We start from the raw sequence: 11,987 nt of genomic DNA, 5'->3' as shown, positions 1-11,987 counted from the left end.
CTTTCGAAACGGGGTTTATAATGGCTAAAACTGGTATCATGGGTTCCGCACTTTCTGCGGCTTTCATTGCTTCAATTGGGATTGCATCCCCGGCTTATGCGCTGGACGCGAAACAATGCCTTCCAATGTCAGAGATGAACGCTGCGCTTAAGGCTGAAGGTCAGCGCACTCTTGTTATCGGTGATCGGGAAGCGATCCAAAACCCGACTGGAAAAATCAAGGATGCTTCTGTCCTGCGCTTTGTGAATACGGTTACATCGAACGCAGATGGTTCATTGGGCTATCAGTTGGAAGGCGATCTTCCGCGTGCGCAAGCTTCTCATCAGGTCTGCGTAGCGGCCAAGCTTACGAACGTGCGACTGTTTGACGCTCGCCGCCCCGGTGTCCCACAGGAAGCCTTGCTTGGCGGTAAGTTCGATGAAGCAATACGCGAAATTGAAAAGCTCGGCACGCGGCCTATGGTTGTAGCTGACACGGTTCATACCGGAGCCGATGGTCAGAGCCGTCAGGGCCTCCCGATAGTGTTACTAGCCAACGTCGAACATAAAGGCGGGCATTTGTTCACACGTCTTGCGAACGGGCAGCCTCAGTTTTTGATGCAGATGGGCGACACTGAATATACGCCTGCTGGTCTTGCACGCCTCAACCCGCAAGTTGCAATGGTCTCTCCAAAATAGGATTAAACGTCGAAGCCTCCGCCCGGCGATGCAGGAGCGGGTGCATTCGGCGGCGTCAATGATGCAATCTGCTTAGGCGCATCCAGCGGCTCCTTCGCAATCATGGCGGCCCGATGGTGTTCGCCAAGATCAGGCGCAGAAGCAAAGGCCCGATCCTCATTGCCTTGAGCGGTTGCGCTTGCAACGCTCGTGGCAACGGCAGGGATGGAAATTACTTTGCCGGTGTCAGCCGATAGCATCTGATCACGGGCATCCGTGGACGCCTGCGCCGTATTAGCATTTTCGGCGATCTGCTGCATCGCGGTTTTGGGACCTTCGAATTCCTTGTCTCTATCGTTGGCAGCGTTCCTATCGTTGGCGGACCGTAATACCTTTTGAAGCTCAGATGCCTTTTCGGGGTTGGCTTTCATCTCGCGGTCAAGAGCCTTCATGTTGTCCGTCCACTGACTTTGAGGCAGCGATTGCATCTTGGCGAGCAACGCGACTTCATCGACCGTTTTCTGCGCTTCTGTTTCAGTCTTGCCTTCCTTCTTGAGCTTCTCCAAAAGCCATTTGCGGAGCGGTGTGTCACCTTTCAGGCGGTCGGCAAATTCACCCCATTCTGCGCCAGTCATTTCGATCCCGGCGTATTTATGTGTCTCTTGCGCCCATTTTTGGCGTTCCTGCTCTTCCTCGTGGACACGAGCCATGGATTCGTAAATCTCTTCGAACTGTTCGTCAGCTTCCTGCTTATCCTTCTCCACTTTTTCTTCGCGGGTGAGCTGGCTCAATGACCCAACGCCGTTTCCAATGGTCCATTCGGATGTACCGGGCAGACGTTGCGCAAAATTGGCTCTTGATTGCGCCGCTTCCTGAAAAGAAGCGGGACCATTTATCGGAGCGTCCTGATAGAATAGAATTTGCTCCGCCTGCGCCATGTCGGGCTGCGGCTGCTTTCCTTCGCTATCCTGTTCTTCAATATCGTCGCTCATTGGTCAGATAATAAAGGAAGACTATTAACGATACTTATGGAAACGATAAAATGCCGATAAAATGAAAATCAAATTTTATCTATTCAAGCTGCTTGTCGTTGCGGTATGTTTGGCTGTCGCGCCAAGATGATCCCCCCATGTTTCGCCTCTGGCGCGGCAACCCTCCTGAAGCAGATGCATTTTTAGATACACATCGTGTATCTTTCCATGATATGATTGGGAAAAGGAAACGACCATGCCAGCACAGCAAACCGCAGATACCCATGTCAAAGCCGTTAATCTCAAGATGCGTGAGGATACCCGCGCTCTGATCGATCGTGCCGCCCAGATGCAGGGTCGGTCCCGTACCGACTTCATGATAGAGGCCTCACGCAGAGCAGCGGAAGACGCTATTCTGGATCAGACCGTGATTTCTGTCGATGCCAAAACGTACGGGCGCTTTCTGTCGATGCTTGATGCACCCCCGCAGCCGAACGATAAGCTGCGTAAAACCATGCAGACCAAGGCACCTTGGGAACCGCAGTGAGTTTATCTGCGCCTGCGCCTCTTGCCGATCATCACAATCTGGACAGCTTTGATTCAGGCGTAGCTTCGCTTGATGACTGGCTGCGTCGTCGCGCTCGTGCCAATCAAGCCGCAGGCGCAAGCCGTACCTTTGTCATTTGCGAAGGCGATGACGTAGCGGGTTATTACGCGCTTTCATCAGGTTCGATTACTACGAACGAGGCGAGCGGGCGGATGCGGCGAAATATGCCGGAGCCTATTCCTGTCGTCCTTTTGGGACGACTTGCCATCGGACAGACGTATCAAGGCCGGGGCATTGGCCGCGCTCTTGTGCGTGACGCCGCCAAGCGCGTGATCGCGGCAGGCGAGGAGATCGGCATACGCGGGATCGTCGTTCACGCCATCAACGAGGAGGCCCGCGCATTTTACCTTGCGCTCGGCTTCGCGCAGTCACCCACAGCAGAGATGACGCTGATGGTGTCGATGGCGGATTTGAAAGCCAGCCTGTGATTGCATGAAGCCCATCAACCCGAACACGTTAGCGCCTATCACAAAAGCGATCAGGCAGAAGCTGCGCTCGGAAATCAAACGCACTGGCATGACTGCGTTGATGTTACTTACAAAAGCGCACGACAAGCCCGACCATCTGACCGTAGCTCATGTGAACCGCTGGATGAGCGGTATTATCGAGGATGCTCCTGCGCCGCATATTGATTATGTGTTGAACACATTTGCGGGCTTACCGAACGATGCCGGGCGCGTTTCACCGGAAGGCGTCTCATTACCGAAGCGCGGCAAGCGGTTTGCGGATGGGGCGAAGCGTATCGAGCTTACTCAAGAAATGTCCAAGCACCTTAGAACGGAGTTGGTGCGGACAGGACTGGATCATGCAACGTTGCTCCAGGGGATAGAAAATGTGCCAGAGGGGCTGAACGCTCGGATCATTCGAGGCTGGCTCTATCGTCAAGCCATGACCGCCAACGACGCTTGTTGGGATTTTGTAATAGCTTGGCTTAGGGCGCAGCCGGATTTGAGTGAGCCTCTGCCTGTTCCAGTCCGAAAACCAAGTAGGAGAGTAAAAATCAGTAATGGGCCAACCGAGGTCGCAGGGTAAATGTCAGTGGTCTCTGATAAAGCTTATCAAGCGTCGGTAGCAAGGGTGAGTCAGCGACTGGAAAGCGAGCATCGTCACAGGGTGGCCTTAGAAACGATTTAGAAGTACAAACGTGCAACGTTGGAACTTAGTGATAGGCCAAATCCCACTGGATCAGACGGAAGGTGATGGATGGACGGCGATATTGGTGTTGGGTAACCCGCGAACGTTTCCGCTTACATCCCGCCGACCAAACTTGAACTCGATTGGCTAAGCAAAGAGCATTTTAAAGATGGCTGAACAAATCTCAGAAAGCGCTCTTGCTGCCCTAAGCCGTTGAGTAATTGGGCCTGATCTAAGACGAAGGGATGAGACGGACCAATCAATATATGAAGCATTCGACACGTTTGTAGAGCAAAATTCGGGTCTCAGTACAGAGAACTCACGCAGTCTCATAAATGGCATCGTAGAATATCTATGGAGCAATAATGAAAATATGCGTGAAGGGGTCGATTACTTTGCTGCCCAGCCCAATGGACCGCTGCGTACCTACTATGGCCAGATATACCGAAACCGCAAGGCCGCAATGGTCATTACTACAGCGCGGAATATCTCTATGTGTCGATAAAACTTCTTCACGCAGCGGCAGAAAACTATCCCACGTAAGGATTGGGATAGTTTTTAGGTTCCCAATGCACAGCCCCTCGATTTAAGCTGTCTTGAATATCTTCAGGTAGACTTTCAAAATCTGAACTTGGGACCACACGCGGAGTGATCTCAGGATGCGATGGCACCTTAACAGCATAAAAAGGCCACGCGCTCCCCGGGGCATTACCGATAGCAGACAGCATAATACCGTGCATATCACCTCCACCAAGAGGATCGTTATATTGATCGTCCACACCGTCAAAATGAAGAACGATATTAGCAGTCTGCGTTCGACCCTCTGCCCTTAATATCGCCATTGTGCGAGCACCATAGGGGATTACTTCTCCAAAAAATTTCTCATTCCGCTCACGCCCAATCTTATCCGTGAAGAAATTCTCCAATGTACAGCGTAGCAGATCATCACCGATGCCGATTTGAAACACGGAAACCATGATCTCGTGTTTCGGACGGATATGGGAGGGTCTGAATAGCTCATAAGTCCCTCCCAGAGACTTGCATCTATCTGCATCTACCTCCGCGAAGAAACCGAAAAACTTATTAAACGATTTAACTAAATCTATCTTTGGCTTAAGTCGTGAATCCAATATGTACCTCTCTAATCGAGGTCTTATATCATCTTGTTCTGTAAAATACAAGAAAAACCCCCACATGTGGAAGTCATTGATAGGCTTCTCGGTCTCTATCAACTTTTTTATTGTTGAGTAGTCAGCTTCAAATTCTGCATGATCGTATTGCCCTGCTTCGGTATATACGAATGTCGGGTCTTGCCCGAATTTGGACAGCAGGCTCTTTACTGTTCCTATGCGCCAATCGTTTTCTCGGGCCAGATCAACCAGCAGACGAGCCACGGCTTCCGACACAGCTAGATCGAGAGGGACAGGATGAGTTGGCTTGGCGCTCATAGAATCTCCGACGATTTATAATCCAAAAATATTGCATTCTATCCCAAAAGCCACTGTTTCCGCTTTTGGCGCTTCCATGTCAATTTCTTCTCGCGATCACGCATCGGAGGATTACGACATGATATCTTCAATCGCATGTGCCTGTGGATTAACGGTCAACTCATTGGATAACATTCCAAGTTGCCTTGATGCAAATTCAATAAACGAGATTCTGCAGGACTGTTTTCTGCATACCTTTTGGTGCCCTTTACGGCTGGCTGCTTGGGATGCGATTTATGGCTCGAATGGCTCTCGGAGGGCGAATGAAGCGAAGCAACCGCCAAGACTTTGCGATGAGTGCGAATTTGGTTCAGGTGACGGTGACACCGGCTTCTGCAAGAAGGTTAGTGTTACCTACGTCAGCGAGGCGACGATCCGCTTAACTCTGGTACGGAAAAATTGCCAAAACTATCTGGTAGGGCTCCATTTGCCGTATAGACGTTTGGTTGATTGGCTCGTGGAAGCATTGCGCGACTTCAAAGGTCGATATCGTGATGAACTGGGAAATCCTGTGGGCATCCCAGGTATCGGTTGCGTCCTCACGCCGGGCGCGGAATGGTGGATGCGTGACGTGATTGAGAACGGCAAATGGCGCACGGTTGATGATGTTCCAGCGCTGCGCCGGGAAGCAGTGGGTCGCTGGCGTTTGATCGCGACAGTTATACAAATCATGGAAACCTTGCCGCCGATGTGCCGGTCCTAACAATCAAAGCAATGGTGGCCAAGTTATCGGCCACCATTAGAAGCCGCTCACTTCATGCCGGACGAAATTTGTTTTAGGCACCCAACACCATCAATCTCCCAATCCTAGATTTCTGCCATTGGAACGGCTGGCCCGGATATTGCCGCTAGCCCGCATCCTGTCACATGCTGCGTCGATCCGTTGAAGCCGCGCTTCATGTTTCGCGGTCACACTTCGATTGGCGACCTCCATCGCGATATCGCGGACATGCTGCGCATCTGTTCCTGAGAGCTTGCCGTTCGACAGGTCGAACTTTTCCGTTAGCGCATAATACCGTTTGGCTGTCCATTTCTCCTGATGCTTTGCCAAATGCGCTTCTGCCCGCCGTCGGGCGCGATCCTGCGCCACAGAAACGCGCGCTTTCTCCGTCCGTGTGACCGGGCGATCTTCTTTTGTGAGCTTTGTTTCCGGGTGTGACGAGGTGCGCGCCTGAGAACCATGGGCCGTGGCCTTATTGAAGGTTGCCGTCTTACCGCCCCATTCGATGGTGCGGCTTTGGCGCATATTCCCGGTGTCGAGCATTGCCCTTCGCACCATCTCAATCACCTGAAGCCGTTTGGCGTGATTGCGCTGAACTTCGTTACGCGCACGGTTCATCAACGCAACCTTGGGATCGTTCGATATTCCGGGCGGCGTCAGCACAAGCGTCGGAGCGGATTTGAGCAACAGCTTAGCATAGTGCCGGGCTACCCATACCTCCCGATGCTGCTCATAATGAGCATTCGCTTTCTCGCGCACCGTGTCGGTGGCGCGATGTACCTTAGCAGCTTCTGCCAATGTCAGGCGAACGGCTCCGGTTTCGCGAAAAGAAGACCGTAATCCATTCGATTGACCACGCTGCCCGATGCCGCGCGTGCCGCCCCGGCCTTCCTGTGTCCGCGCCATATTCATTCTTCCGTAGTTGGATGATGGGGAGGCGAAACTTGGTTTTCGCTGCTCGTGCCAAAATGCAGATCGCGCACATCGCGGAGCTGCGATTTCCATGGTGTCACCTGCCAATAGGGAATGCGGTCGGTGACAAATAGCGGGAAGCCGGGCAGCTTGATAATCTGCTGCCCATCGCCGATGCGCCTTATGTCCTCCGCCTGGAGGACAGGACGCTTGACTTCATTGCGCCCGAGAGATGCGGATGCAACGGCACCACCGCTATGGCTGGGCCGCACTTGAACGATTGAGGTATTGCCCGACCAGTATTCAATATCCTTGAGCAACGATGGGTCTTCTACGCCCCACATTTGCAAGCATGCGGCTTGATCCTCAATCTCTTTGATCGCCGCTTCCGAATAGCCCGCATCGCGCAGCGAGAAGCGGCCTTGGCAGTACATCGAGAGCAAGATGCCCCGGCCTCGGTAAAGGCGTAGGGCCTTCATAACTGCCGGTATCGGCGCAGGTAGCTGGGCAAACTCGTCAATCAAGAAGCGGGTTTTGTTCGGCCCCGTAGTTGCGGCAATTTGTTCGATAGCGTGATTGAGGATCATTGCGATCCAAGGTGCCGCCACGCCCAGTTTCGACGATGGAACGCAAAGATAAACCGTTATCGGCTTATGCTTCATTTGACCGAAATCGATGTCATTGCCCATGGTCGCACGGGCAAGCGCACTGCCGGGGCTAAATGCTGCCAAGGCGTCAATGGATTCCGCTCTATATGACTCGAATTGCTTGGGGGCTTCTTTGAAAACGCTGGCCATCACAGCCGACGCTCCAGCTACATCCTCGAAACCGCAGTGGATCATCTCATCAAACGAGGCTTCCAGATCGGCGTCCGAGCAATTGATGAAGCGCCACAATTCCGACAAGGTCAGGCGGTTATGGTCAGTATAAGCCAAATACTTCATCCGGGCTGCGATCAGGCGGCGAGCGCCTTTACGGACCCAACCATTCTCGCCACCTTCGCCTTTTCCTTTCGGCAACAAGATCAGGGTGATTTCGTCGGCTTCATCATCAATCAGCCGACCAGCGGCCACTATCTGCCCGAGACGATGGAGCGGATTTGCTTGCGCCGACCGCCCCCGAATGCCCCATGGATCAAGCGTGTAAACATCATGGCCGAGGGTTTCGGCACGATGCTCCGCGCTTGAATAATGAAGCTCCCCATCCTTCAAGTCTGTGACGAACATAGACTCTGTATAATGGGCCAAATTGGGCTGTGCGGAAGTGACGCCCTTACCACTTCCCGCACGTCCATAAACCAGATGGTGACCATCGCTGTTGAGAAACAGCATCTCGCCATCGAGAACACCAGTGTAAAGGCCAGCAGGATCGAGGAGATTAGCATCTTGCGCATCTTGCAGGTCGCCCAGCCGTGCGTCGCCCAGATCGCCTGATGCCTCCTCGTCAAGATAACGCTGTTCGATCATCAGCGCGCGGCGTCTTGCCATACGTTGATATTCCATCGCCTCTGCCGTGCGGGCATCAGCCTCGAAGTTACGTGCCATGCCTAGAAACGAAGAAAAGCCGTTCCAGAACTCGCGCACGGCTCAGCCCTCCGAAGAGGGCTGAAGAGCGAGCGGTGCGGATGGCATGTCGCAACGGAACTTGCCTGAGAACGATGCCGGATCGACAAGGCCGTCATCCCAGCCTTCGGCTGACACAGTGATACCCGACTGCGCGGCCTCGTCCAATTTGGCGTAAGCCTGCCGCCGGGCATTTTCCGCGAATTCCAGCGACTGCTTTCCCATTTCCGGGTCGAGCAAACCTATCCAATACCCGAACGTCGTGGCGGTATTGGCTACGCCGATCTCGCCGCCAACCGAACTTTGCGCGATGGCATAGCGATAGTTCGCATATTGCTTTTGCAAGTCGGCGGCGAGTTGATAGCCGACGCCCGCCCGGCGATAAACGGCTTCGTAGTTGGAATTTAGCGCTTGAAGGCTGGCCTTGCATTGTTCCTGCCAAACTACGGCGGCGGTTTCATAAACCTTCAGTTGCTTGTCATACTGGATGCGGGAGGCAAGCTCGCCTTCGGATTTCGCCTTGGCGATTTCCCGTTGATAGCCGCCAGTGAAGACGGACGGCTTGAAGCTGGGCGGCAACAAGGCTTCCGCGCCATAGAAGGCTGCGCTCGCCATCAGGAATACGCCGCCTGCAAACACCATGGGATGCAGGCGGCGGCGGGGCCGTTCCGACAGATCAGGCAGATCAGAGAAGCTTGCTGAACGCGGGACGCGTTCAGCGCGAAAGCGTGGGCCAGTGTCGGAAGCGGGATCGATAGTGGGACGCATGGTTTGTTACCTCAGCGAAGGGCAGGATTGCCGTTCGCTCAGATGCAACCAAATCGTCGCCCATTCGGGGGATAAGGTCATCAATGCCAGCTTCGCGGAAAACTTTTTAGAAAATGCGACGGAAAATCGCAGTCGAATTCCCGGTATGGATTACATCCCAGAATGATATCGGAGAGGATGCGCTGAATGGCATCGGCGCTTGTACCCCAGCCCGCGACTTCCTTCAGGTCTTCCCGAAGCTTTTCATCAAAGCGGATTTCGAATGTCAGGTCTCCAACTGCGGTAACGTCGATCATGGCCTATCTCCCTTCATGGTAAGACAGCAGCAGTCGCATTGCTAAGTGAGCAAGCCGGGGGGATAGGACTGCACGACAAGGCAGCCGAGGATTTAATCTCGCTTTCTGAATCCGCCCTTTGAATTTTCCTCGTATAATTTCTTGGACAAAGCTTTCTTCTCGCTTGAATTCCAGCCCCATACTGACATTCTTATTAGAACGAAAGGAGGTCGCAGATGACCAGTTCCAATAAAAGTAGGGGCCGCCCTAGAGGCAGCGAAAAGGACGACAGCAGGGCATTGATGGCCATTGCTGACATGATTTTCGCCCGCCCCAATACGAAAGCGACGGCAGCAATGCGGGGTTACAACCGCAATGCCAGTGACGCTGATGTGAGACGGTGGCAGACGAAATGGAAAGATCGCAAGGACGCGCTGTTAGCAGAAGCCAAAGCCCGCGCCGAAGAGCGCGAGCGCAGAAAGGTAGCGAAGATGTCAGCAAATCCGAGGAGCGATCTAAGTGCTATCAGGGCTGCTGCGATGGGGGCCATTCCTAATTCCGCTATAATGAAGGCCGCGATGGGGACCATCCCCAACTCCGCGGTAATGAGGGCGGCGATGGGCATGGACTTGTCTCCAGCAATGAAAGCTATTTTGGATTTTCAGAACAGTCCAACAATGAAGATGGTGCGCGACATCGAGAACAGCCCCGTTGTGCGTATGGCCCGTGAAATCGAAAATAGCCCTGTTGTGCGTATGGCTCGTGAAATCCAAAACAGCCCTGCGATGCGTCTGGCCAGAGAACATCAACAAATGCTCGAAAGGCTTCGCGAGCGAGGCGGCATGTAAATATATTGAGAGTGCAGCAGTAGGAAGAACGGGCTTATAGCATCCGCAAGGTGTCTGCCGTGTCACGGCAGCACTTGGCAAGGGAGACACTGCGCTCTCCCGTTGCATCCCTCTAGCCATTGGCACTTCACCGGCCTTGAGCCGGATCAGCACCATCGGGGAGACTTTTGCTCTCCCCAAACCCCATCAACAATCGGAGCGTGCCTGCTCCCCCTGACCCCATGCCGATTTCATCGAAGACCAAAGCGTTTGCCGCCCATGGACCCTGCACAAGGGTTTCGCCCATTGAGACGACCAAGGGGCGTGCCTGCCCCTTGTGACCCTGCTTCTATGGAAGGGTCAACCTGCTACCCACATCCGTTGCAATTGACGCCTTCACACGGGCCAAAACAGCGCTGGGCATCAGCAAAAGATCGTTGTTCCAGCAATTGACACTGAACTCTTTCGAAATCCATCTCGAGCGCGTACTATCACTCTCCAATCTGGAGGATTCATGAAAGTCTGCGGCGTAGAGATTAAAGCAAAAGAAGCGATTCTAGCGATTGTTGAAATCGATGATGAGGGGGGCTTACTCCACATCAAATCCGCGTCCAAGAAACTGTCCTTGAATGACGACCGCGATTGTAAGTCCGTGCAAGTACTTTTTGAAGCTATTAAGGCGCTTGCGAAGGACCATAATCTAAAGTGCTTTGTAATCAAAACTCGCCAGACAAAAGGCCAGATGGCTGCTGGCGGCGTCACTTTTAAAATTGAAGGGCTATTCCAATTGTCCGGTATTCCGGTCGAATTTGTAAGTCCGCAGGCCTTGTCGAAGCTGTCTAGCAAAAACACTGGAGCAATCCCCGCGACGATCAACCAATATCAGAGCGATGCTTATCTAGCGGCTGTCTCGGAACTGGCTAAGTTGTAAAGGTGCCGTAATGCCAGTCGATCTAACAGCATTGCCTATTCAACTCCTTCCCACGGCCCAAGAACTGGCAAAGAAAATTGACTTCGAGAACGATATCCAGAAGGGAAATAACGGCTATGTCCTTGTCGGAAAAAACCGCATCACGGATCAAAAAGTCGTTGTAAAATTCTACTATTGGGGTGACGGCGCACATTTGGAGCCAAAGCATCTGTGTGACCTCGCCTCCCCACACACCCTTCATGTATTAGACGCGGCTGCCATTGACAAAGATGACGCCTATTTTATCACCGCATATTGTGAGCACGGTGATCTTGATGAGCATTTGGAAAAAGGTGGGATTGGCGTACGGCAGGCAGTCGAGATAATCTTAGAAGTGGCCACTGGAGCAAATACAATTCACGCATCCGGATTCATTCACCGCGATCTGAAACCTTCGAATATATTCTGCAACTCTGACAAAAAATTTGTTATTGGCGACTTCGGTTCGATCGTTGAAAAGAACGAACATGGCTACGCGAAAACTGGATCGAAGCATTCTCTAATCTACAGGACGCCGGAAGAAGTGGCGACAGGTCGCGCATATCCACAGGGCGACATTTATCAGATAGGAATTATTCTTTATCAACTACTCGGTGGAGTTCTAAAATATAATGAAGCGGAATGGCTCTCTGAAAAGGAGTTGGCGATTTACTGCGCAAAGCCCGAGCCAGAAAACCAGTTCTATGCAACCGCGATAATCGAAAAGAAAATAACAAGCGGAAAGGTTTTAAATTACGGGACCTTGCCAGCGTGGATTCCGGACGAACTTGTCAAAGTTGTCCGAAAATGTTGCAAACTGGACTATACTGACAGGTATGCAAGCATGTCGGATTTTATCGTCAAGCTTAGCAACATGCGGTCTGCGCTTCCAGACTGGCGCTTGGAACCCGAGCCCATCCTTCATAAGCATCGCGGCAGATTTAGGCTCACTGAACGTAGCGGCAAATATTTAATCGAGAAAAAGACTGGCGAGCACACTTCTTGGCGGAAGCAGAACAAGCATCCAGCCATGTCACTTGTGGAAGCCATAAAACTGGCTGAACGACTTTAAGTACACTGAACAGTTACAGCTAATTGATGATCAATTGGCTTGCTGA

General features: G+C 52.5%; 14 protein-coding genes. 8 read left to right on the top strand and 6 right to left on the bottom strand.

Translation table 11 applies throughout. The features are described 5' to 3' along the window. The first annotated feature begins 20 nt into the window (after positions 1-20). Positions 21-677, top strand: a complete 657-nt coding sequence (locus C1T17_RS07975; protein ID WP_145958972.1) for a hypothetical protein — start codon at positions 21-23, stop codon at positions 675-677. 2 nt (positions 678-679) lie between these two features. Here the strand turns inward: C1T17_RS07975 and C1T17_RS07970 are convergent, their stop codons facing one another. After that, positions 680-1,648, bottom strand: coding sequence for a hypothetical protein (locus C1T17_RS07970; protein WP_104952993.1), 969 nt, complete (start codon positions 1,646-1,648; stop codon positions 680-682). A gap of 235 nt (positions 1,649-1,883) precedes the next feature. On the opposite strand from C1T17_RS07970, the gene C1T17_RS07965 reads away from it, so the two are divergent. Genes C1T17_RS07965 through C1T17_RS07955 form a run of 3 tightly spaced genes read left to right on the top strand, consistent with a single transcriptional unit; the run spans position 1,884 to position 3,266 of the window. Further along, positions 1,884-2,174, top strand: coding sequence for a DUF1778 domain-containing protein (locus C1T17_RS07965; protein WP_104952992.1), 291 nt, complete (start codon positions 1,884-1,886; stop codon positions 2,172-2,174). Then, positions 2,171-2,662 (top strand): GNAT family N-acetyltransferase, encoded by a 492-nt coding sequence (locus C1T17_RS07960; RefSeq protein WP_104952991.1) that lies wholly within the window; start codon positions 2,171-2,173, stop codon positions 2,660-2,662. Before C1T17_RS07965 ends, C1T17_RS07960 begins: the two co-directional genes overlap by 4 nt. Before the next feature lie 4 nt (positions 2,663-2,666). Then, complete coding sequence (locus tag C1T17_RS07955; protein ID WP_104952990.1) at positions 2,667-3,266, top strand: hypothetical protein; 600 nt, start codon at positions 2,667-2,669, stop codon at positions 3,264-3,266. Between the two features lie 632 nt (positions 3,267-3,898). Here C1T17_RS07955 and C1T17_RS07950 read toward each other — a convergent pair. Continuing rightward, entirely contained in the window at positions 3,899-4,816 is a 918-nt protein-coding gene (locus C1T17_RS07950) for a hypothetical protein (protein WP_104952989.1), read from the bottom strand. Here C1T17_RS07950 and C1T17_RS20980 point away from each other — a divergent pair. After that, positions 4,806-5,558 (top strand): hypothetical protein, encoded by a 753-nt coding sequence (locus tag C1T17_RS20980; protein WP_145958971.1) that lies wholly within the window; start codon positions 4,806-4,808, stop codon positions 5,556-5,558. The two genes, C1T17_RS07950 and C1T17_RS20980, sit on opposite strands and share 11 nt — an antisense overlap. 90 nt (positions 5,559-5,648) lie before the next feature. On the opposite strand, the gene C1T17_RS07940 is transcribed toward C1T17_RS20980, so the two are convergent. The 4 genes from C1T17_RS07940 to C1T17_RS07925 all read right to left on the bottom strand — a co-directional run bounded on the left by C1T17_RS07940 (position 5,649) and on the right by C1T17_RS07925 (position 9,114). After that, positions 5,649-6,482 (bottom strand): hypothetical protein, encoded by an 834-nt coding sequence (locus C1T17_RS07940; RefSeq protein ID WP_104952987.1) that lies wholly within the window; start codon positions 6,480-6,482, stop codon positions 5,649-5,651. Between the two features lie 2 nt (positions 6,483-6,484). Then, positions 6,485-8,071 (bottom strand): type IV secretory system conjugative DNA transfer family protein, encoded by a 1,587-nt coding sequence (locus C1T17_RS07935; RefSeq protein WP_145958970.1) that lies wholly within the window; start codon positions 8,069-8,071, stop codon positions 6,485-6,487. Between the two features lie 3 nt (positions 8,072-8,074). Next, positions 8,075-8,818 carry a hypothetical protein gene (locus C1T17_RS07930; protein ID WP_104952985.1) on the bottom strand — a complete coding sequence of 248 codons (744 nt, stop codon included), beginning with the start codon at positions 8,816-8,818 and terminating at the stop codon, positions 8,075-8,077. 80 nt (positions 8,819-8,898) lie between these two features. Continuing rightward, positions 8,899-9,114 (bottom strand): hypothetical protein, encoded by a 216-nt coding sequence (locus C1T17_RS07925; RefSeq protein WP_104952984.1) that lies wholly within the window; start codon positions 9,112-9,114, stop codon positions 8,899-8,901. 215 nt (positions 9,115-9,329) lie between these two features. Here C1T17_RS07925 and C1T17_RS07920 point away from each other — a divergent pair, with 215 nt between their 5' ends. From C1T17_RS07920 to C1T17_RS07910, 3 genes are all read left to right on the top strand, one after another. After that, entirely contained in the window at positions 9,330-9,941 is a 612-nt protein-coding gene (locus C1T17_RS07920) for a hypothetical protein (RefSeq protein ID WP_104952983.1), read from the top strand. 493 nt (positions 9,942-10,434) lie between these two features. Beyond that, positions 10,435-10,851 (top strand): DUF3010 family protein, encoded by a 417-nt coding sequence (locus tag C1T17_RS07915; RefSeq protein WP_104952982.1) that lies wholly within the window; start codon positions 10,435-10,437, stop codon positions 10,849-10,851. A gap of 10 nt (positions 10,852-10,861) precedes the next feature. Next, on the top strand, positions 10,862-11,941 hold the full coding sequence (locus tag C1T17_RS07910) for a serine/threonine protein kinase (protein WP_104952981.1): 1,080 nt from the start codon (positions 10,862-10,864) through the stop codon (positions 11,939-11,941). Positions 11,942-11,987 lie beyond the last annotated feature (46 nt).

The organism is Sphingobium sp. SCG-1, from assembly GCF_002953135.1.
Classification (GTDB): Bacteria; Pseudomonadota; Alphaproteobacteria; order Sphingomonadales; family Sphingomonadaceae; genus Sphingobium.
The sequence above is the reverse complement of the archived record's forward strand: the minus strand, read 5'-3'. Positions and strand labels throughout refer to the sequence as shown.